17 protein-coding genes are annotated in these 21911 nt (G+C 45.5%); 3 read left to right on the forward strand and 14 right to left on the reverse strand.

The window, feature by feature from the left end; all coding sequences use genetic code 11:
* Positions 1-353: 353 nt before the first annotated feature.
* The 8 genes from L2729_RS20110 to L2729_RS20145 all read right to left on the reverse strand — a co-directional run bounded on the left by L2729_RS20110 (position 354) and on the right by L2729_RS20145 (position 9198).
* Positions 354-1010 (reverse strand): 3-oxoacid CoA-transferase subunit B, encoded by a 657-nt coding sequence (locus tag L2729_RS20110; RefSeq protein WP_248989860.1) that lies wholly within the window; start codon positions 1008-1010, stop codon positions 354-356.
* A gap of 12 nt (positions 1011-1022) precedes the next feature.
* On the reverse strand, positions 1023-1739 hold the full coding sequence (locus L2729_RS20115; protein WP_248989861.1) for a CoA transferase subunit A: 717 nt from the start codon (positions 1737-1739) through the stop codon (positions 1023-1025).
* A 151-nt stretch (positions 1740-1890) separates the two neighbouring features.
* Complete coding sequence (locus L2729_RS20120) at positions 1891-2793, reverse strand: hydroxymethylglutaryl-CoA lyase (protein WP_248989862.1); 903 nt, start codon at positions 2791-2793, stop codon at positions 1891-1893.
* Positions 2794-4884 carry an acetyl/propionyl/methylcrotonyl-CoA carboxylase subunit alpha gene (locus L2729_RS20125; RefSeq protein ID WP_248989863.1) on the reverse strand — a complete coding sequence of 697 codons (2091 nt, stop codon included), beginning with the start codon at positions 4882-4884 and terminating at the stop codon, positions 2794-2796.
* A gap of 1 nt (position 4885) precedes the next feature.
* Complete coding sequence (locus L2729_RS20130; RefSeq protein WP_248989884.1) at positions 4886-5734, reverse strand: enoyl-CoA hydratase-related protein; 849 nt, start codon at positions 5732-5734, stop codon at positions 4886-4888.
* A gap of 85 nt (positions 5735-5819) precedes the next feature.
* A complete protein-coding gene (locus tag L2729_RS20135) occupies positions 5820-7427 on the reverse strand; it encodes a carboxyl transferase domain-containing protein (protein ID WP_101092305.1) in 1608 nt (535 codons plus the stop codon).
* A 102-nt stretch (positions 7428-7529) separates the two neighbouring features.
* Positions 7530-8699 (reverse strand): isovaleryl-CoA dehydrogenase, encoded by a 1170-nt coding sequence (locus tag L2729_RS20140; protein WP_101092304.1) that lies wholly within the window; start codon positions 8697-8699, stop codon positions 7530-7532.
* Positions 8700-8799: 100 nt separating this feature from the next.
* Positions 8800-9198: a MerR family transcriptional regulator gene (locus tag L2729_RS20145; RefSeq protein ID WP_101092303.1), complete on the reverse strand. Its 399-nt coding sequence runs from the start codon at positions 9196-9198 to the stop codon at positions 8800-8802.
* A 362-nt stretch (positions 9199-9560) separates the two neighbouring features.
* Here L2729_RS20145 and L2729_RS20150 point away from each other — a divergent pair, with 362 nt between their 5' ends.
* On the forward strand, positions 9561-11465 hold the full coding sequence (locus L2729_RS20150; protein WP_248989864.1) for a propionyl-CoA synthetase: 1905 nt from the start codon (positions 9561-9563) through the stop codon (positions 11463-11465).
* A 402-nt stretch (positions 11466-11867) separates the two neighbouring features.
* On the forward strand, positions 11868-13409 hold the full coding sequence (gene gndA / locus L2729_RS20155) for an NADP-dependent phosphogluconate dehydrogenase (protein WP_248989865.1): 1542 nt from the start codon (positions 11868-11870) through the stop codon (positions 13407-13409).
* Positions 13410-13521: 112 nt separating this feature from the next.
* Here gndA and L2729_RS20160 read toward each other — a convergent pair whose 3' ends face one another.
* The 3 genes from L2729_RS20160 to L2729_RS20170 all read right to left on the reverse strand — a co-directional run bounded on the left by L2729_RS20160 (position 13522) and on the right by L2729_RS20170 (position 17814).
* Positions 13522-15759, reverse strand: a complete 2238-nt coding sequence (locus tag L2729_RS20160) for an acyl-CoA dehydrogenase (protein WP_248989866.1) — start codon at positions 15757-15759, stop codon at positions 13522-13524.
* 586 nt (positions 15760-16345) lie between these two features.
* A complete protein-coding gene (locus L2729_RS20165) occupies positions 16346-16822 on the reverse strand; it encodes an OsmC family protein (protein ID WP_248989867.1) in 477 nt (158 codons plus the stop codon).
* 95 nt (positions 16823-16917) lie between these two features.
* A complete protein-coding gene (locus L2729_RS20170) occupies positions 16918-17814 on the reverse strand; it encodes an AraC family transcriptional regulator (protein ID WP_248989868.1) in 897 nt (298 codons plus the stop codon).
* 229 nt (positions 17815-18043) lie between these two features.
* On the opposite strand from L2729_RS20170, the gene L2729_RS20175 reads away from it, so the two are divergent.
* Positions 18044-18424 (forward strand): hypothetical protein, encoded by a 381-nt coding sequence (locus tag L2729_RS20175; RefSeq protein ID WP_248989869.1) that lies wholly within the window; start codon positions 18044-18046, stop codon positions 18422-18424.
* Between the two features lie 189 nt (positions 18425-18613).
* Here L2729_RS20175 and L2729_RS20180 read toward each other — a convergent pair whose 3' ends face one another.
* The 3 genes from L2729_RS20180 to L2729_RS20190 form a co-directional block, all read right to left on the reverse strand.
* On the reverse strand, positions 18614-19117 hold the full coding sequence (locus tag L2729_RS20180; protein ID WP_248989870.1) for a hypothetical protein: 504 nt from the start codon (positions 19115-19117) through the stop codon (positions 18614-18616).
* Between the two features lie 268 nt (positions 19118-19385).
* Positions 19386-19712: a DUF3325 domain-containing protein gene (locus tag L2729_RS20185; RefSeq protein ID WP_248989871.1), complete on the reverse strand. Its 327-nt coding sequence runs from the start codon at positions 19710-19712 to the stop codon at positions 19386-19388.
* A 3-nt stretch (positions 19713-19715) separates the two neighbouring features.
* Complete coding sequence (locus tag L2729_RS20190) at positions 19716-21359, reverse strand: PepSY-associated TM helix domain-containing protein (protein WP_248989872.1); 1644 nt, start codon at positions 21357-21359, stop codon at positions 19716-19718.
* Positions 21360-21911: the final 552 nt, after the last annotated feature.

Consider the following 21911-nt stretch of genomic DNA (forward strand, 5'->3'; position numbering starts at 1 on the left):
GCTGGGTAACAGAATACGCCTTAGTGGAGGCTTGAGCCGTATGCAGTGAAAGTTGCACGTCCGGTTCTTAGGAGGGCGGTACTTGGTGACAAGTGCCGCCTATCCGACAGATATGAGTTGAACAGCCGCTGCTTAGTGGTATTTAGGTGCTCGAACAGCAGCCTGATCCAATGTACCGATATTCAATTCTGCTCGAAACAAAAAACGCAGCTAATTAGCTGCGTTTTTTATTGCTGAGATCCTGTAAAGCACCGCTGCAATCTACTTTACTTAAAGACAAAATTACTAAGTAAAAAGTCACTAAATAAACAAGCCACCTAGTAAATAAATCACTAAGTTACCTCATAAAATGTCTAGAATCTCATTTCAGGCACATGCGCTGGCACAACGAGCTTACCTGCGGTTTTAGAGACAATCTCTTCAACAGATACCCCTGGAGCGCGCTCTAGCAGGTGAAAAGCACCGCCTTTTATTTCCATAAAGGCTAAGTCAGTTAATACTCGTTTGATACAGCCAAAACCGGTGAGTGGCAGTTCGCACTTAGCTAATAGCTTAGAGTTCCCTTTCTTGTCGGCGTGCATCATGGTGACGATAATATTGTCAGCGCCTGCCACTAGATCCATTGCGCCGCCCATGCCCTTAATCAGTTTACCGGGGATCATCCAAGAGGCGATAGAGCCTTGCTCGTCGACTTCAAATGCACCCAGGACCGTCAAATCAACATGGCCGCCGCGGATCATAGCGAAGCTCTCTGCGGATGAGAAAAATGACGCGCCATCAACCGCGGTTACTGTTTGCTTACCTGCATTGATTAAGTCTGCATCTATGGTGTCTTCGGTTGGGAATTCACCCATACCGAGTAACCCATTTTCAGATTGCAGCATCACCTCTATTCCCTCAGGAATGTAGTTGGCGACTAATGTTGGAATGCCTATGCCTAGATTGACGTAAAAACCGTCTTGGAGTTCTTTTGCTACACGTTGCGCGAGTTGTTCTCTTGATAATGCCATAGTGTAGCCTCCTTATCTTTTAGCGTCAGTGACGGCTTTAACGGTACGTTGCTCGATACGTTTCTCGAACGTGCCTTGGATAATACGGTTTACATAGATCCCAGGGGTATGAACATGGTCTGGATCGAGTTCACCGGGCTCAACAATGTGCTCCGCTTCTACCACGGTAATTTTACCGGCCGTAGCCATCATTGGGTTAAAGTTGGCGGCGGTTTTGCGAAACACCAAGTTACCCATGGTGTCAGCTTTCCATGCGCGAACTAAGGCAAAGTCGGCTTTAAGTGCAGGCTCTAATACATAGTGACGACCGTCTATTTCGCGGGTTTCTTTACCTTCAGCGACGGGCGTACCGTATCCTGTAGCGGTAAAAAACGCTGGAATACCGGCACCGCCAGCACGAATTTTTTCTGCCAGTGTACCTTGAGGCGTTAAGATCACGTTCAGTTCGCCCGAGAGCATCTGCTGCTCAAAGGTGGCATTTTCGCCAACGTAAGAGGCGATCATGGTATCGATTTGGCGGCTTTTCAATAACAGCCCTAGACCAAAGTCATCGACGCCTGCGTTGTTAGAGATAGCCGTTAGGCCTGTTACGCCCATTTTTACCATCTGGGCGATTAAGCCTTCAGGAATACCGCATAAGCCAAATCCACCGACCATCACGGTCATGTCATTACTGAGGCCTTTTAATGCCTCTTCATAACTACCGACAACCTTGTTTAGTCCTGCCATTGTTATAATCTCCTTATTAAAAGAGCCACTTTTAAAACCTGTAGGGTAGGCGGCTCTCTAAACTATTCTCTAAAAACTATTATGAAAAACGAGTTCTCTAAATACTAGTTCTTTAAAATTCAGTTCTTTAAAATATGTAAGCAACTCTGCGTTAAACGGCGAGTGCTTGTGCGACCTTGGCGCCATTCGTGCGCCCAAGTGCTTGGCTAATTTTGTTACCTGCAAGTGCAAGTTTGTTTAGATCGATACCGGTTTCAATACCGAGACCATGGAGCATATAGACGAGGTCTTCGGTGGCTAAATTACCCGATGCCCCTTTGGCATAAGGACAACCGCCAAGACCGGCCACCGATGAGTCAATGACGCTGATGCCAGTCTCTAAACAGGCCAATATGTTAGCGAGTGCTTGACCGTAAGTGTCATGGAAGTGCAGTGCCAGTTTTGAGACGGGAACAACACTAGTGACAGCTTCAACCATTTTACGGGCATTAATCGCGGTGCCAACACCTATAGTGTCGCCTAACGAAATTTCATAACAGCCCATTTTGTAAAGTAATTCAGACACTCGAGCCACTTCGCTAACGGCTATCTTGCCTTCATAGGGGCAACCCAGCACGCACGATACATAACCGCGCACCCTGATATTATTGGCCTTAGCCAGCTCCATCACTGGGATAAAGCGTGCGATCGATTCCTCTATCGAGCAGTTAATATTGCGCTGGCTAAAGCTTTCAGAAGCCGCGCCAAAAATGGCAACTTCGTCGGCGCCGGCGGCAAGCGCAAGTTCCAAGCCTTTAAGATTAGGGGTGAGGGCACTGTAGGTCACGCCAGTGTTACGGGTAATTCCTTTAAGCACATCAGCCGAGTCGGCCATTTGCGGTACCCATTTAGGCGACACAAAACTTGCGGCCTCGATGCGTTTTACACCCGCTGCGGCTAAACCTTCAATCAAGACAATCTTATCTGCCGTGGTGACGGGCTTTTCGTTTTGCAAACCGTCACGGGCGCCGACTTCAAATATGCTGACTTGTTTAGCGTATGAATTAGAGGCCATTTACGCTGGCTCCTCTGCTAAAGACGATTCAACCAAGGTGGGCTCAACTTCGGCGAGTAACATGCCGTCACTGACCAGCTCTCCGGCTTTAAAGAAGAACGCACTGACGGTGCCATCAAATGGCGCTTCAATGGTATATTCCATCTTCATCGCTTCCATCACCATAATGCCTTGTCCAGCAACCACGCTATCACCCATTTCAACTAGGTGGGTCACGATAGTGCCGTTCATTGGTGCTTTGAGCTTATCTTCTAAGTTGTCTTGCTCTTCGACCACTTCAGACTGAATGGCGCGGTAGTGATAACTGCTTGAGTTGATAAACAGGGTAAAGTCTTCACCTACTTGGCTGACGGGCACTTTTATCTTATGCCCAGTACGCTTAATGGCTTGAGCGCAGTTGCTGCTGAGGGCAATTTCAGCATGCAGAGTTTCGCCGATGAGCTCACCAGATAGCGTTAATTGGCTATCATTTAAATTGAGCTGGTAGACCGATTGACCCCCGAGCTGAGTTTCAGTGAGCTCAAGGTGATTAACGTGTTGCTCATCATCGAGCAAGGCGACTTGGTGCACACTGGCACTATTGAGTCTAAAGCCACTGACGGCTCCCCAAGGTGAATAAGGGTCGTGACTATTGATAGCACAGCGTTTAGCGTCCTCTTTACGGGCGCATAATTGATAAAGCGCAGCTAATGCCAAGGCTGTTTGGCGTTCATTGGTTTTAGTGTTACTAAGACCATGACCAATCAATGCATCGCCATAACGCGCAATAAAGTCAGTACTAAAATTGGCGTCACTAAAGGCGTCATGCTCAGCTATATTGGCAAGAAACTCGATATTGTGTTTTAAGCCGCTAATTTGATATGAGGCAAGGGCATGAACCAGGCGCTGCAGTGCACGCGGGCGCGATTCATCCCAAGTGATGAGCTTTGAGATCATCGGGTCGTAAAAGTTACTGATCACATCATTTTCACGCACACCTGAGTCAATACGGACAAACTTGCTCTGCTCTGGCTCACGTAAAAAGTTGAGTTTGCCACTGGCGGGCAAAAAGTCATTTTGTGGATCTTCGGCGTAAATACGCACTTCAAAAGCGTGGCCGTGAATACGCACTTCATCTTGGGTTAACGGCAGCTTACTGCCACTGGCGACCATCAACTGCCATTTGACGAGGTCTTGGCCGGTGACCATTTCGGTGACGGGGTGCTCTACCTGCAGACGCGTGTTCATCTCCATAAAGTAGAAGCTGCCGTCGGTATCCAGTAGGAACTCAACCGTACCAGCACCTTCGTAATTAATGGCTTTTGCTGCAGCAACGGCGGCTTCGCCCATGCTCACGCGCAGTGCATCGCTAAGGCCTGGTGCAGGCGCTTCTTCGACGACTTTTTGATGGCGACGCTGAATGGAGCAGTCGCGGTCGGATAAGTAGATGCAGTCACCTTGGCTGTCAGCAAAGACTTGTACTTCAACATGGCGAGGTTGGCGTAAATAACGCTCCATTAATAGCTTGTCGTTGCCAAATGAGCTTATGGCTTCGCGCCTTGCTGATTGGATTGCTTCGAGCACTTCACCGCTGTTTTCAACAATGCGCATGCCTTTACCACCGCCACCATAGGCCGCTTTGATCAGCAGTGGAAATCCCATTTTGTTGGCTTCGGCGATCAGTAAAGCATCATCTTGTGCATCGCCATGATAACCCGGCACTAACGGCACATTAGCGGCGCCCATAATCTCTTTTGCCGCGCTTTTACTGCCCATAGAATCAATGGCTGCGGCACTTGGCCCCACAAAAGCAATGCCACTTTGCTCGCACTTTAAGGCAAATTCGGCATTTTCAGACAAAAAACCGTAACCGGGGTGGATTGCTTGAGCCCCTGACTTTTTAGCGATGTCGATAATCAAGTCGGCTTTAAGGTATGAATCCGCAGGCGCGCTGCCACCCAGGTAAAACGACTCATCAGCCATCGCGACATGACGCGCGTCAATGTCGGCATCTGAATACAGCGCCACTGTGCGTACGCCCATTGCTTGAGCTGTTTTAATGATACGGCAAGCAATTTCACCACGGTTGGCAATTAGCAATTTGGTAAACATATTATTTGGCTCCTGGCGCGCTAGCAGCGTTATCTAGTGCATCTTTTTGACTGGTAGACCAGTCGGGACTGCGCTTTTCAAAGAATGCATTGAGGCCTTCTTGAGCCTCAACGGAGACACGAATACTGGCAATACGCTCACTGGTGTAATCGAGTGTGGTTTGATCTATGACGCCGTCCTCAAGTGTTGACAGTAAGCGCTTAGCCCATGCCATCCCCTGTGGGCTATTACTGAGCAGCGCGGCGATGATCGGGGCTGCAGCAGCATCTAAGTCATCTTCCACTTCGTGGATCACTTGCAGCTCAATGGCTTTTTGGACGTTGAATCGCTCGGCGGTCAGCATATAGCGACGCGCTGCACGTTGACCCATGGCGCGGGTGACATAAGGGCTGATCACTGCAGGCATGAGTCCAAGCTTCACTTCGCTTAAGCAAAAACTGGCTCGCGGATTGGCAATGGCGATATCGCAGCAACAAATGAGGCCAAGTGCGCCACCGAAAGCGACGCCCTGTACTTTAGCTATCGTTGGTTTCGGAAATTTGTCGAGTACCGACATTAACTTGGCGAGCTCGTTGGCATCGCTAAGGTTCTGCGCGAAATCCATTTTTGCTTGTTTGCGCATCCAATTTAGATCGGCGCCGGCACTGAAGTTTTTACCATTGGCTTTAACGACAAGCACTTGGCACAGCGGATTGTGAGCAAAATATTCAAGCACTTGAATCATTTCGCTGATCATCACTTCGTCAAACGCATTATGTTTGTCGGGGCGATCAAGGATAAGCTCAGCGACGCCATTATCGAGTGTGCAGCTGACATACTGACATTGCTGCGCAAGTTTTTCAGTGGTCATTTGTAGGGTTTCATTAATCATTGTGTTGTTCCCAGTTTAGGTCCAAGGTTTAGCGTCTGGTTTCTGTCACAGCAATGGCGAGCCATTACATACGGAACACACCAAATTTAGTGTCTTCTACTGGCGCATTTAATGCGGCAGAAAGGGCTAAACCAACAACATCTCGAGTCTGTGCTGGGTCAATAATACCGTCGTCCCATAAACGCGCGCTGGCATGATACGGGTGACCCTCTTTGTCGTATTGCTCAACGATGGGCTTGCGGAAGTTTTGCTCATCTTCAGCTGACCAATCCATGCCTTTACGTTTAAGACCATCACGTTTAACGGTGGCTAGCACCCCAGCAGCTTGTTCGCCGCCCATGACCGATATGCGCGCATTTGGCCACATCCACATCATGGTTGGATCAAAGGCTCTGCCGCACATGCCGTAGTTACCAGCACCATAGCTGCCACCGATGATGACAGTAAACTTAGGCACATTGGCACATGACACAGCAGTCACCATCTTGGCACCATGCTTGGCGATACCTTCATGTTCGTACTTTTTACCGACCATAAAGCCAGTAATATTTTGTAGAAACAACAGTGGGATTTTGCGCTGACAGCAAAGCTCAATAAAGTGGGCGCCTTTTTGCGCAGACTCAGAGAACAAGATGCCATTGTTAGCGATGATGCCGACGGGATAGCCATGAATACGGGCGAAACCACACACCAAGGTGGCGCCGTAATTGGCCTTAAATTCGTCAAAGTCAGAATCATCGACAACGCGAGCAATGACCTCTTTAACATCGAATGGCTTTTTAAGATCAGTCCCGACGATGCCATAAAGTTCGTTAATATCGAATTTTGGTGGCTTGGTTGGCGTTAGCAGTGCTTCAATCCGTTTTTGATGATTGAGTCGGGTGACGGCTTTACGAGCAAGCTCTAAAGCATGGTCATCGTTTTGTGCAAGATGATCGGCAACGCCCGATATTTTAGTGTGTACTTCAGCGCCGCCAAGCTCTTCAGCTGTGACCTCTTCGCCGGTTGCCGCCTTTACCAGTGGTGGACCCGCTAGGAAGATGGTGCCTTGCTCTTTTACAATAATGGACTCGTCTGCCATCGCGGGAACATACGCACCACCGGCGGTACAAAGTCCCATCACTACGGCAATTTGCGGGATCCCCTTGGCTGACATTTTCGCTTGGTTATAAAAAATGCGCCCGAAATGCTCTCTGTCTGGGAACACTTCATCTTGACGGGGTAAGTTTGCCCCGCCTGAATCGACAAGGTAAATACAGGGTAGGTGGCAACGGCTGGCAATCTCTTGTGCTCGCAGATGTTTTTTCACCGTAACGGGGTAGTAAGTACCGCCTTTAACTGTGGCATCATTGGCGATAATCATGCATTCAACACCACTCACTCGGCCTATACCGGCAATAATACCGGCAGCAGGGACAAGGTCTTCATAGAGTTCGAAAGCGGCAAACTGTGATATTTCTAAAAAAGGAGAACCAGGATCGAGTAGTTTCTCAACACGTTGACGCGGCAGTAGCTTTCCACGTGAAAGGTGACGTTCACGAGCAACGTCGCCGCCACCTTGTTCAATTTGATGTAGTTTTGATTTTAGGTCTTGAACGACGGCGGCCATGTCATCAAATTTGGCTTTGAATTCATCGCTGCGGGAATTAATACGACTGCTGAGTTGAGTCACAATTTCAATCCTTTTAAAGTTGGAACCAGAGCGACGTTGTGGCTGTCGCCCTTATTCCAAATTAGGGCTCTAATGACTCGCTAAACGAGTCTTATTATTGGTTTATTTTGACTCGTTAAACAGTTCGCGGCCAATGAGCATACGGCGAATTTCTGATGTACCTGCGCCAATTTCATAAAGCTTAGCGTCACGCAGCAAGCGGCCAGTGGCGTAGTCATTGACGTAACCGTTACCGCCGAGCAGTTGAATCGCATCGAGTGCCATTTTGGTCGCCAGTTCCGCAGAATACAAAATCGCGCCGGCGGCATCTTTACGGGTTGTTTCACCGCGGTCACATGATTTAGCGACGTTGTAGATGTAAGATTTTGCGGCGTTCATGCCAGTGTACATATCGGCAAGTTTGCCTTGTACTAGCTGGAACTGACCAATAGATTTACCAAACTGCTCACGCTCGTGAACGTAAGGTATGACGATATCCATACACGCCGTCATGATCCCAAGTGGGCCACCAGACAACACCACACGCTCATAATCAAGCCCACTCATTAACACTTTAACGCCATTGTTTAGGCCGCCAAGAATGTTTTCTGCTGGGACTTCACAATCTTCAAAAACAAGCTCACAAGTGTTTGAACCACGCATGCCGAGCTTGTCGAGTTTTTGTGCTTGGCTAAAGCCTTTAGAGCCGCGTTCGACAATAAAAGCGGTAATGCCGTGTGCACCTTTATCGAGGTCCGTTTTTGCGTAGATAACATAGGTGTGGGCATCTGGGCCGTTAGTGATCCACATCTTGTTGCCGTTGAGAATGTATCTGTCACCCTCTTTACGGGCATGCAGTTTCATTGAAACCACATCTGAACCGGCATTGGGCTCACTCATGGCTAAGGCGCCAATGTGTTCACCTGTCACCAGTTTTGGTAGGTACTTGTCTTTTTGCTCTTTACTACCGTTACGGTTTATCTGGTTAACACAAAGATTTGAGTGAGCGCCGTAGCTGAGCCCGATAGAAGCTGATGCGCGTGAAATCTCTTCCATGGCAACGACATGCGCTAGGTAGCCCATGTTAGCGCCACCGTACTCTTCTGCGACGGTGACCCCTAACAGACCCATATCACCGAGTACTGGCCAAAGCTCGTTAGGAAACGCGTTATCGATATCCGTTTTGGCGGCTATTGGTGCTATTTCGTTAGCAGCAAAATTTTGTACCGCGTCGCGTAGCATGTCGACGTCTTCGCCAAGGTCGAAATTTAGAGATGAGTAGAGTTGAGTCATGTGCTTGTGTCCTGTCAATGTGTCCATTTATTCAAGTTCACTGATCTATGTCGTGATACTCGTAGGCTTGTTATTTTGTTGGTGTTATCAAGTGCTTTTTTTACTGACTATTGTTCACTAGTGCATCACGGCATTGCTGTTCTGCCGAGTTGAGCTCCATCAATACCACTTTTATATCGTCCATTTGCTGCTGTAGGGCAACTTTTTTGTCTTCCACTAATTCGAGCATGGTATGCAGCTGTGTGCTGCTATTTTTGTCTGCATCGTATAGTTCGAATAAGCGTCTTGTTTCTGCTAAAGAGAAACCTAAACGCTTACCTCGTAAAATGAGTTTGAGTCTGACCCGTTCGGTCAAATTGTAGATCCGGGTTTGACCACGACGTTTAGGTTTTAGAAGACCTTGATCTTCGTAAAAACGAATACTACGAGTAGTGATATCAAACTCTTTTGATAGGTCACTAATTGAGTACGTCGTTTGGGGTAACTGTTTTTCAGTCATTAATAACACCATATTTATTAACTTTTCTTGCACGATATAGGAAGTTTACGTAAAGGTAAAGTTTGCAGCGCGGTGTAACCGCTGTTTTCATGTCAATTGTGCGTGCCATAACGGTCACATTCAATAAACATACGTTTGATTTTAATTGGGTTTGTCGCTTATTAAATTCTTGTTTAACATGGCGTTAACTGTTTTTTCCTTTGCTTCGAATTGCTGTGAATGACGATTTTACCCACTCATTCTAAGGTCTAATGGGGATTTTATGAGCGGCGGAGCATAATGTTTCAAAGGCAATAAAAGGACAAGGCTCATCGCGATGTGACAAAGTTTACGCGGCGGTGAAGTTAACTGGAGTATGCATAGTGAAAGATAAAAATACACAATTACATGCAAGTTCAATCTCAAATCCACAACAGTTTTGGGGACAGGCAGCACAAGCCATTGATTGGATATCACCTTGGGATAAAGTCCTTGATGATAGCGAAGCGCCTTTTTACCATTGGTTTAAAGGCGGCAAGATGAATACTTGCTTCAATGCGGTGGATAGACACGTGATTGCTGGGCGTGGCTCTCAAATTGCTATTCAGTACGTCAGCCCTGTCACAGAGACTGAATATGGGATTACTTATCTAGAGCTACAAGCTCAAGTCAGCCGATTAGCAGGCTATATGGATTCTATCGGCGTTAAAAAGGGCGACCGAGTGCTGATTTACATGCCGATGGTGCCTGAAACGGCCTATGCGATGCTGGCGTGTGCGCGCATTGGTGCAATTCACTCCGTGGTGTTTGGGGGCTTTGCAGCCAATGAACTGGCGACGCGGATAAACGACGCCAAACCTAAACTGATTTTGTCAGCGTCGTGTGGTATCGAGCCGTCAGGCGTTGTTGCTTATAAACCGCTACTGGATAACGCGCTTGAGCAGGCGACTCATAAAGTAGGCCACTGCTTAATTTTAAACCGCAGCCAGTTAGAAGCTTCATTACAGCAAGGCCGAGATGTTGACTGGCAGCGCGGCGTTGCTGCCGCGCCAAACATCGACTGCGTGGCGTTAGAGGCCACTGATCCACTCTACATCCTCTATACCTCGGGTACGACGGGGCAACCTAAAGGTGTTGTTCGCGACAATGGCGGCCACAGTGTCGCGCTTGCTTGGTCGATGAAAAATATTTATGACATTGGCGTTGGTGATAGCTTTTGGGCGGCATCGGATGTGGGCTGGGTAGTGGGTCACTCTTATATTGTTTATGGGCCATTGCTGGTAGGCGCTACGACCTTAATGTATGAAGGCAAGCCCATTGGCACGCCCGATCCTGGGGCATTTTGGCGCACGATTGCAAAGTACAATGTGAAAAGCTTTTTTACGGCGCCGACCGCAATAAGAGCCATTAAGCGAGATGACCCTGATGGCGAGTACCTTGAAGGTGTTGATTTAACCTGTCTGAAATATGTTTTTCTGGCCGGTGAGCGCTGCGATCCAGACACTCTGCATTGGTCAGAAGAGAAGCTTAAAAAACCGATTATCGATCATTGGTGGCAAACCGAAACGGGTTGGCCTGTTGCGGCAAACCTGATGGGATATGCGCCTGTTGAAGTAAAAGCGGGTTCACCTGCACTGGCCGTACCGGGCTATCAAATTGAAGTAGTTGATATGATGGGTGACCAAGTCGCCTCGAATGAGTCTGGGAATGTGGTGATTAAGCTGCCATTACCCCCAGGTACCTTAACCACGCTTTGGCAAAATGAGCAGCGCTATAAAGACAGTTATTTGTCGATGTATCCAGGTTATTACCTCACTGGGGATGCGGGCTATAAAGATGAGGATGGTTATCTTTATATCATGAGTCGTATTGACGACATCATTAATGTGGCTGGACATCGTTTATCAACGGGTCGATTTGAAGAGGTGTTATGCCAGCATGAGGCGGTTGCCGAAGCTGCCGTTATTGGCGTCGCTGATGAGCTTAAAGGCCAGGTGCCGCTGGGCTTAGTGGTGCTAAAAAAAGGTGTGACCCTAAATGAAGCTGAACTGAATCAACAGTTAAGGGCGCTAGTGCGGCAAGAGATCGGCCCCGTTGCCGCCTTTAGGCTAGTCAGCGCGGTACAAAAGTTACCTAAAACACGCTCTGGTAAAATTTTGCGAGGCACAATGCGTAATATTGCCGACAACAAGAAGTACAATGTGCCTGCCACAATTGAAGATCCAGCCACATTAGATATTGTTCGTAACACCTTGACCCGCATGGGATATGCTGACGCGCACATATAAGCGGATGGGCATTTAAATAGTAAACTCTATGGCAAAGTCGTTAAACGGCTTTGCCATTTTTTATGCTCATGCTGGTACTTATTCCCAAAACCCACTTTTGTAAACTTTCAACTTTATTATTAGAGCATTTTTGTTGTGTCATCAGCCGTAGAATGGAAGGGAACAGCATCTTATTGCGGTAATTTTTGACTCGCGAACAATATGGTGTGATTGCGGTCTGTACAAAGTTGACTGCACCAACAGGGTAAATTTCTCATGACTAAGATTAAGGTTGCTAGTAATTTACTTACCAAAGTCTGTATAATCTACAACAAAATAAACCCTATCAAGTGAGTAAAATAGTTTGAATTTACGACTAAAATAGATAGGAAAATCCTCTGTGACCTGCGGAATAAAACTTAAATGAATAACCAAAACGAGCTTTACGATATTGGTGTGATTGGCTTAGGTGTTATGGGTAAGAACCTAGCGCTCAATATAGCGGATAACCAATACCGAGTTGCAGCATTCGACCTTGATACTGCCAAAGTACAAGACGTTGTAGGGCAAGAAGAATTAGAACGCGTTAAATATTTAGACAATACAGTCAAGGCACGTATCGATGGCTGTAATAATCTTTCTGAAATGTTGTCTAAATTAGAAAAACCACGGATTGTTTTACTCTCTGTTCCCGCAGGCGCTCCAGTCGACGGCGTGTGTAAATCATTAATCGAAGCGGGCATAGAGTCCGATGATATCGTTATCGATACAGGCAATAGTCTTTGGACTGATACGGTCGAGCGTGAAAAGCGTTACGCAGACGACTTTCTCTTTTTTAGCTGCGCCGTGTCTGGCGGTGAAGTCGGTGCACGTTTTGGCCCCTCATTAATGCCAAGCGGCAGTTTAAAGGCATGGGACCGTATCGAGCCTATTTGGCAAGCAATCGCGGCCAAAGTCGATGCTGAAACGGGTTTACCTATAGAGCGTTTTGAACCCGGGAACCCTGTTAAAGAGGGTGAACCTTGTACTACTTACATCGGTCCTGCTGGCGCCGGTCATTATGTTAAAATGGTTCATAACGGCATTGAATATGCTGATATGCAGTTGATCTGTGAAGCTTACCAGTTACTTCGAGATGGACTTGGCTTCACTCCCGCGGAAGTGGGTGAGGTGTTTGAACGCTGGAATAAAGGCGAGCTTAATAGCTATCTAATGGAAATTAGCGCCGATGTACTAAAGCAAGCTGATCCATTAACCGGGGCACCGTTAGTGGATATGATTTTAGATAAAGCGGGCCAGAAAGGCACCGGGCTTTGGACGGCGGTCAGTAGCCTACAAATAGGCTGCCCAGCGCCAACAATCGCAGAAGCGGTTTATGCCCGCGCGGTGAGCACTCAAAAAACACAGCGCGTTGCACTGAGTAAAATACTTGCAGGGCCGAGCAAGACACAGTTACAAGCGGTTGATAAGCAGACCTTCATCGACCAACTTGAGAGTGCACTCTACTGCGCCAAAATATCGAGTTATGCGCAAGGTTTCCAACTGATGACGATGATGGCAAAAGAGCAAAATTGGACGTTAGATTTTGCTGCCATCGCTAAGATTTGGCGTGCCGGTTGTATTATTCGGGCGACCTTCTTACAGTCAATCACTAAAGCCTATGAGCAAGAATCTGATCTTGAAAATTTACTGATGGCAGATGTGTTTGCTGAAGCTCTTTCGCGTAAGCAAGGCGAATGGCGCATTGCAGTATCTCACGCGGTATTAAGTGGTATTCCAACGCCTTGTATCAGTTCTGCATTGGGTTATTACGATAGTTATCGCTGTGCGACCTTGCCGGCGAGTCTGCTTCAAGGTCAACGCGATTTTTTCGGTGCACACACCTTTGAGCGTACCGATAAACCCGTCGGTGAGAAATATCATCTTAACTGGAGCAGTGAACAGCGGACATTGATTAAGCTTTAGCTGGCTTTTTGAGTTGGTTTTAATTGTAGGTTTATCGTCGTATAAATAGAAGTGGCGTTTTTGCAAAAGCAAAACGCCCATTTTTTATTTCCTAACGAGTGGTTAGCAATTTTTAGTTAGCAATTTTTAGATCCGCTTTTTCTGTGATTAAGTTCATATCAAAATCAAACTCATCAACACGGATAGCACGTTCACGCTTCAGGTTATAGTCTTGCAGCTGCTTATGCTCGCTGTCATTGATCACTTTAGCTGTTAACGCAGCATCGAGTGTTAATGAGAACTTGATACCAGGCTTAAACGTACGCGCTCTAATGGCTTTTTTCACTTTAGCTAACAGAGGCAAACAATCCATTTTAGCGAGATAGGCTTGTTCATTGATGTAGTTACCGTCACCCGCAACAGGTTTAACGAGGTGGGTTAGGTTTTTCTTAAACTCAGTATTTAACTGCGCTTGCTCAGCAAGTTCACGTACTAAGTTATCATTTATTTTTAACATCTTAGGCGAATACGTCACAGTGATTAGACGCATCAACTTACGTGTTGAAGATGATGGGAAGTTGTCCAAAAAGTCGAGTAGCGCTTTTTCGGCTTGGCATAGTGACCAGCGCGTTGCGTAATGGAAGTATGGCGCCGCTTCAGCACGTTGCTCAGCAGGTAGTTTTTGTTCGTAATAACGGATAGACGCCATTGCCGCATAAAGATAGCTCATGACATCGCCTAAACGAGCTGACAGCATCTCTGCTTGCTTTAACTTGCCACCGAGTACAAGTAGTGAAAAGTCAGCATAAACCGCGAGCTTTGACGCGAGTTTATGAACAGACTGCTCATAGGGTTTAACTTCTGCAAGTTTAGAATTTGCACCCGCGGTAAACGGTAGTAATCCTAATTTGAATGCGCGTAGACTGTTGCTAACACTGTAGCCAACGGTTTTACGGAGAATACTGTTGAACTCTTTATCGGCATGCTTTTCGTTTGAGTGAATAGACTCAACCATGCTTTGCAAATAAGGGTGACAACGCATGACACCTTGACCAAAAATCATTAGGTTACGAGTCAGTATGTTGGCGCCTTCAACGGTAATCGCAATGGGTTGGGCGACATAACCAGAAGCCAATGTATTTTGGGGACCATTTTGAATCGCTTTACCTGCTTGAATATCCATTGCTGAATCAAGTACGTCGCGGCCAAGTTCGGTCATATGGTACTTTGCAATTGCTGTCACAACCGACGGCTTTAGACCTAAACCTAAGCCTTCTGTGGTTAACACTCGCATTGATTCTAGTAAATAGGTCTTTCCGGCAATGTCAGCAAGCTTTTCTTGAATACCTTCAAATTTACCAATCGATAAACCAAATTGCTCACGAACTGCGGCGTACTCAGCTGATGATTTAAATGAACATTGGCCAACGGATACACCCAGAGCAGGCAGTGAAATTCCGCGACCAGCGCCTAGACATGCCACTAGCATTGCCCAACCACGACCGATATTTTTCTGACCACCAATGATGAAGTCCATTGGGATAAAGACATTCTCACCACGGGTAGTACCGTTGTAGAAACGAATACCCATTGGATCATGACGGTTACCCAGTTGCACACCTGGGTGAGACTTAGGGATCAAAGCACAGGTAATGCCAAGGTTTTCTTTGTCTCCGAGTAATCCGTTTGGATCTTCGACTTTAAAGGCGAGGCCTAACACGCTCGCGATAGGTGCCAGCGTAATATAGCGCTTGTCCCATGTGACACTTAAGCCTAGGACTTGCTCACCTTGATATTGACCCATTGTCACGGTGCCCACATCGGGGATCCCGCCAGCATCTGAACCCGCTTCTGGACTCGTGAGGGCAAAACATGGGATCTCTTGACCTTTCGCAAGGCGTGGCAACCAATAATCTTGCTGTTGTGATGTACCGTAATGCATCAACAATTCGCCAGGACCGAGTGAATTAGGCACCATAACGGTAACAGCAACGGCGGAGCTTTTAGCGGCAATGGTGCCAACAATTGTTGAGTTGGCGTAAGGGCTAAATTCAAGACCACCGAATGATTTTGGAATGATAAGAGAGAAAAATTTATTTTCTTTCAAAAAGTTAAGAATATTTTCTGGTAGATGTGTGCTGCGCTGAATTTCAAAGTCATCAACCATTTCTATCAAGGTCTGCACTGGGCCATCGAGAAAGGCTTGTTCATCCGCTGTTAGTTTAGCAACAGGAATGTCACGCAGAGCAGCAAAATCAGGAACACCTTGATAGATAGAACCCTCTAGCCATACATCACCAGCGTCGAGTGCTTCTTGCTCTGTGGTAGAGATGCTTGGTAGTACTTTTTTTAGTTTAGTTCTTATGCTCATTATGATGCTCGTCCGACCAGAAGTATGGGGCACATTACGTCACAAAATCAGCGATAGATCAAACTTTCAAACGATAAATTTAAACACTTGTTTGGATTTTTATTTAAATAATAAAATTAACTATAAAAATTTCATAAGCTTACGCGTGTACGCTGGAATTAAATTATTTTCATAGTGATATGAATTAATTGATTTAAATCAACTTTAGTCGATGATTAATGTCAGTTTTACTGGCAGGGAAGGGTATGTAAATATTGTCGACTAAGCCTGTAATGAGAGAATTTTATCAAGGGCGGTGATGAGTGTTGCCCTGAGTTTTACAACATGGAATGGGTTTAATCAGCTCAAAATCTTACCCGTCAAAGTTGATGTTGAGTCGGAAATAACAAACTGAACGAGTGCTATATCAACAACAGTGAACCGGGGATATCAAAGTGTCGACTATGTCATTTTCTGCAGGGAAAGTAGGGCTGATAAATCACCGCGAGCTGCATCTAACGCGATAATCAGTCCGTTAGCTGCTCATTAATATCAGTCATAGTCATGGAGTATTTTTGAGGAAATGGTGGGGTCTGTGTATGACTATTCACTCGTTATTGGTACTCGCGGTATTGTCGGTCGCGATCTCTACAAGCGTTTCGCTGTTAAGGCTATTGGCAATAAAGCAATTTTCATGAGATTTTTCATGGATTTTTTCAATGACCTCGTCGCTGACTTCAGTGCCCGCAGCAAATACGATTTTGGGGTTTAGCGTCATTTTATTTACAAATAACTTCCCCTGTGCATTTTTACCTAGCTCAGCTTGAGCGTGGTCACTATAAGAGACAACGGCCAAACGTTTTAAGTGAGCAATCGTTAAAAACGTCAACATATGGCAGGAAGATAATGCCGCCAGTAGACTCTCTTCAGGATTAATAAACTGGCTATTACCACTGTACTCAGGTGCTGATGATGCATTAACTTGTTGGCCACTACCAAAGCTAATTGTATGGTCACGGCAAAATGCAGTTGGCTCGCTTACAGCAGCTTCGCTGCTCCAGTTTAAGTGTATATTAAAGCTCATTCTTATTACTCGCTTCTAAAAAATGAAAGTAACACCACGCCTTTGTTAGGTTATTCGGTGTTGTTGGTCGATTATTTATTTGATGGCAAATGACTCTATTTTGCGCCTATCATTGGCTTTCTACTCGAACCGGGGCCATAGCCGAAATAGCGTTTAAATGCTTTAGCAAAAGTGACATCACTTTGATAACCAACATCAAGCGCTGTTTTATACACACTGTCGCCAGCACGTAGTTGTTTTTGCGCTTGTGATAAACGTAAACGAGTGATGTACTCTATCGGTGTCATATCGAGATAGGCTTTGAAATAGCTGGCAAAGCTGGCTCGTGAGTAACCACCCAGTTCGGCTAAAGTATTTACACTCCACGACTGACACAAGTCTTGGCTGATAGCATTAAGTACTTTGCTCATTTTTGGATCTTGTAGTGCTTTAAACAAGCCTATATTACTATGTTCATCATTCGATAACTTCCGTAATAAGCTTAGAAAGAATACCTCACTAAGACGAGACAAAATCACATCATTACTTAATGGACCTAGCTTGGCTTCTTCAATCAAACTCTGCGTAATTCCTGCGAGTGCCCCGCTTTGTTCCTGTTTACGGATCACCATACATGCGGGTAACTGACAAATAAGTGGGTGATTTTTGTCTTCACTAAAATCAAAATAACCACATATTAACCCCGTTGAATCCGATGGCTCATCTACCATCGGGTATGCCACAAAACGACTAATGGTTGTTGCTGCCTGTTCGTTATCACTGCTACTGATAATATGTGGGGCATCATGGGGAAATACCACTAAGTCACCGGCGGTAAGCTCTAGCGCTTTAATATCACCGCAATAGAGAAATGCTTGTCCTTGGCTGACTAAATGAAAACTCGCGAGTCCACTACCTGAGGTGTCAGTGCTCCATGTTTTACACAGTAACGAGCGATGAAATATCGTTGCGTGAAGATGAAAATTTGAAAGTAAGCTATTAATGTTAAACATGGTTCCCCATCTATTGTGGCAATTCATATTGTTATTTTGTGCTGTTAATTCTATTAAATTACCGACTAATGTATGACGGTGCCATTGATACAGACGTTAGCATTATGCCAGAAGACCTCAATGATAAGATTAGACGATGAGACATAAAGCGCAGACGCTAAGGCATACAAAGCTGACGCTAATCTCCTTATTATTGTGTTAGTTCAAACACATCATTAAGGAATATAAAATGAAAAAGTTCATCACTCAGATAATGCTAATGACGGCACTCGTGTTTAGCTTTGCAACTTCTGCCGCAACTCCGACTCAAAATGCAGATGGGGTTGTCGAGATTTATCTCGAACAACATGGCGGCTATTTCAGTGCTAAAGATACACTCGCATCACTAAAACCCGGAAAGTATCAATTTATCATCACCAATAAGGCTGGCAAGCTGGTAGGCTTTCAACTGCAAAACTTCACCACTCATGAAGCGTTAGATATGTTTCCAATTGAACCAGGAAAAACGCTTCGTAGCGACGTAGTTGAAGTCACCGCTGAAGGGGTTCGATTTAGATGTCCAATTAATCCAACACCATGGTATGACATGGATGGCATTCAAGCAGGCTAACCCCTGAATGACTAGCCGCTATTAAGCTCATAGCGTCGGCAATATAGAGAAGACCGATTAAGAGTCGATTAAATTTCTTGGTAATTTATAGACTGCTTAAATCTGCATTGCTTGTCATATTGTCTGCTTAAATTATAGCGATCAAAAAAGCCGCATAATGCGGCTTCTTTGCTATCTAGAAATCAAATTTTAGCTGTAAACGTTAATACTTTGCGACGTTTCTACATAGATCTGCATAACTGATACTTGCTGCTGTTGGGCTTTATTATTGACGACAGCAGCTCGTGCATCATCGTTGTTCGATAGGTAATAAGCTGACGCTGGGGTTAGACTGCTGCTGCCAGTTGCCACTCCTGCCATATCGGCATAAAACTGATACTGAGCTTTAGCCTTTCTATAATCAACGTAGTCGTCAACTTTCTCACCTTCATTGGGTAACTTTGGTGCTACAGGTAATATTTCTGCTTCATTGGCGGCTGAACTCGCTTTTTCAGCGGAACGATCTTGAGCGGCTAACTCAATGGCATTGGCTGATAAAGTCACTGTATCGCTTGATGCGACAGGGGGAGTTGGTTGAGCGCTGCTGGTATTGGCAAGTTGCGAATGACTGTCCGCAGTATTTTGCTGTAGGTTTTGATTGTTTAGTGTTTTGGACTGAGCCGCAGTATTGGAGAGCGATTGTGAAACTTGCATAAAACCTCAATCATCAAAAATATGTCTTAATAGACAGCATTTTAAACGATTAAAACTGAATGCGAACTGAACCAGTTAGAAGATAGGCAATTTTTTGATCCCATAACAAGGTATTAGTTTAACTCGTGGTGAAATCTTAAGGTCGGTTATGTATTGATTATGCCAACAGAGGCGATGTTTTTAGGGCTCAAGAGTTTGTCTTTGAAGTAAAACTAAAACCCAGCCAATTATCTTGGCTGGGAGTATGGATCTTAAGCTGGCGGGGAAATTAGCGGATCACAAACAGTGTCGTGCTAAATATTGCGCTTAACGTCATAGCATAGGGCATAAACTTCGCGCGGTAACTCAGCGTCATAATCACTAGTAGCCCCGATGTGGCGAGTAAGCCAAAATAGATGATGCTGCCATAAGCAACACCTTGGTCAAGAGTACAACCCCAATAAATGAGCGCCAGTCCAAGCCAACCTGTGATAGACAATCTACGGCTTTGCTTATCGCTTGGTGCTTTGCCTAAAACTTCTCGATGGTGAGAGAACATGGCTAACGCTAATAAGCCAAATGCGATGTAACTAAATCCCAATAAACTTAACATCATCGATTAAGCCTCTTTACTAGTCGTGGCTGTTGTTTGTATTACCATAGGGTCTTTCAGGCGAGTCGCTGCACGGCGGCCAGTAGGCTGTTTAAGTTGCTGACTCAAAAGCTTACGTCGAGCAAATAGAATCGATAGTCCGATTACCACACACATAATATCAAACCCGACGAGAGACCATTGCGCTTGGTTAATATTACTCAGCAGATCACTATTAGAGGTCAATGCATTGAGCAGCGGGATAGCAATTAAACTCGCGCCTGATAGCGCTAAGACATAACGCCACACCGCGAGTGTCCGCTTAAAGCAGGCGACTAAAGCAATTGCAGTTAAGGCGATGAAAAAGCTATTAGCTTCCCATTGAGCGCGGTTGACCATATCGATGGGTAACAGCCTATTAGCATAGAAAAACACACTTGCTGCAAGCGGTAAACCTGCGATGAAAGTCAGGTTTAACCCTTCGACTAATCGCAGACCAAAACTGGCTTTCTCACCTTGGTTTATCTGTTTATGCTGCTTTTGGCGAATTTTATTTGCCCAAAGCAGTGTCCCTGTCGCAATCATAGCGCAGCCCATTACACCACAGATGAAGAAAAACAGACGCAATAGGGGCCCTGAAAAACGCCCGGTATGCAGTGCTATTAAGGTGTCATGGGTATTTTGAGCGGCAGAATTAGGTTCAAGCCCTTTATTCAAAAGGGTACCATCAACCGCGTTAAATATTGTGGCGACTCTTCTGTCGGTCACAGTCTCACCGGTATCTTTATAGACGCTGACTCGACTGTTTTTATCACCGGGGTTAGTCACAACAATCTGTCTAATAGGCTTGTTGTCAAATAACTGATTAATTTGCGGTAGTAGCGTGGTTAACTGAATAGTTTTAGCTGATTCGCCCAGTGGTATTACTTGTGCGGGACGGTTTTTTAACTCCTGACGAAAAGCCTTAGTATCACCGTCGTAAGCGGTGATAGCCGCCCAAGGCATGTACATTGCCATAAGAGTCACTAGCCCGGTATAAGTGATCATTAAGTGATAAGGCAGCGCGAGTACAGAACTGACATTATGAGCATCGAGCCAAGAGCGACTGCCTTTGTTACGTCTAAAGCTAAAGAAGTCTTTGAAGATCCGTTTATGGATGACAATGCCGCTGATTAACGCAATCAGCATAAACATGCTACAGAACCCGACGATCCATCGAGCAATTTTTGCTGGCATGTAATGCAGATCAAAATGCAATCGATAGAAAAAGTTGCCGCCCTTTGACTGACGAACATCGGTTATGACTTCATCTTGTTCTTGCATCACCACATGTTCAATGAATTTGCCGCGACGCTGTCCCTCTTCAGGCTGAGTCTGCCAACTGTAACTTAGGTAAGGTTTACGATCTGTCGGAAAGTTGATGCGCCAATCACGAGCATTATTCGCGTGCTGACTGAGATAGCTTTGTGCCTTACTCAGCTCCGACTGAACTTTGCTGGCATTATAATCTTGAATGACGTTTTGGTGCAGTTCAGGCTTAGTCCACAGGCTAATGTCATGTCGATAATAGCTCATCGTACCCGCGAAAAATATTAGCAATAGCACCCAACATACAAGCAAGCCAACCCAAGTGTGTAGCCATGTCATACTGCGGAAAAAATTCTCTTTCATTGTTAACTTACCAGCAAAACAATTAGATAAAAAAGGCAGCTCAAGATGAGCAAATCTCGCCATGCTAGAAGGTGATGTTTAACGCTAAAAACCCAAATGATAGCAGCAGCATAAACAGCAAATGACAGCATCATAGCGGTCAATGTGCTCTGAACGGCGATGAGCGGAAGGGTAACGGCCAATAGCCCACATGCCGTTGCGGCGACGAGGTAACCACCAAATATTGCGGCTAGAGCACGCGAGGTAATATTGAATGCTGGCAAGCGAATCAAATGCTTGAAATTAAAGTTAACAGAGATCACTGAGACAGACACCTAAATGTTAGGCGTCATTAACGGTGCGCCTAATCTTAATAAAATAGGATTGTATTTTACATTAATAAACTCAATTGATAACTATTTTTATTCGTATTTAATATCGAAAGTGACAATCTTGAGATATGTGTCGCAAAAACGCTGCATCATCTGAATATATATATACCCGTCCTACCTGAAGATGCAGGATTCAGTGGGAGTTTAATGGGGTTTAATCAAAGCATTGATTGCAAGTAAT

Origin of the sequence: Shewanella gelidimarina (genome assembly GCF_023283945.1) — a bacterium.
Taxonomy (GTDB): Bacteria; Pseudomonadota; Gammaproteobacteria; order Enterobacterales; family Shewanellaceae; genus Shewanella; species Shewanella gelidimarina.

Coding starts and splice junctions, on each gene's coding strand:
- L2729_RS20110 (WP_248989860.1), bottom strand. CDS start 1,010: ATGGCATTATCAAGAGAACAACTCGCGCAACGTGTAGCAAAAGAACTC.
- L2729_RS20115 (WP_248989861.1), bottom strand. CDS start 1,739: ATGGCAGGACTAAACAAGGTTGTCGGTAGTTATGAAGAGGCATTAAAA.
- L2729_RS20120 (WP_248989862.1), bottom strand. CDS start 2,793: ATGGCCTCTAATTCATACGCTAAACAAGTCAGCATATTTGAAGTCGGC.
- L2729_RS20125 (WP_248989863.1), bottom strand. CDS start 4,884: ATGTTTACCAAATTGCTAATTGCCAACCGTGGTGAAATTGCTTGCCGT.
- L2729_RS20130 (WP_248989884.1), bottom strand. CDS start 5,734: ATGACCACTGAAAAACTTGCGCAGCAATGTCAGTATGTCAGCTGCACA.
- L2729_RS20140 (WP_101092304.1), bottom strand. CDS start 8,699: ATGACTCAACTCTACTCATCTCTAAATTTCGACCTTGGCGAAGACGTC.
- L2729_RS20145 (WP_101092303.1), bottom strand. CDS start 9,198: ATGACTGAAAAACAGTTACCCCAAACGACGTACTCAATTAGTGACCTA.
- gndA (WP_248989865.1), top strand. CDS start 11,868: ATGAATAACCAAAACGAGCTTTACGATATTGGTGTGATTGGCTTAGGT.
- L2729_RS20160 (WP_248989866.1), bottom strand. CDS start 15,759: ATGAGCATAAGAACTAAACTAAAAAAAGTACTACCAAGCATCTCTACC.
- L2729_RS20165 (WP_248989867.1), bottom strand. CDS start 16,822: ATGAGCTTTAATATACACTTAAACTGGAGCAGCGAAGCTGCTGTAAGC.
- L2729_RS20170 (WP_248989868.1), bottom strand. CDS start 17,814: ATGTTTAACATTAATAGCTTACTTTCAAATTTTCATCTTCACGCAACG.
- L2729_RS20175 (WP_248989869.1), top strand. CDS start 18,044: ATGAAAAAGTTCATCACTCAGATAATGCTAATGACGGCACTCGTGTTT.
- L2729_RS20180 (WP_248989870.1), bottom strand. CDS start 19,117: ATGCAAGTTTCACAATCGCTCTCCAATACTGCGGCTCAGTCCAAAACA.
- L2729_RS20185 (WP_248989871.1), bottom strand. CDS start 19,712: ATGATGTTAAGTTTATTGGGATTTAGTTACATCGCATTTGGCTTATTA.
- L2729_RS20190 (WP_248989872.1), bottom strand. CDS start 21,359: ATGAAAGAGAATTTTTTCCGCAGTATGACATGGCTACACACTTGGGTT.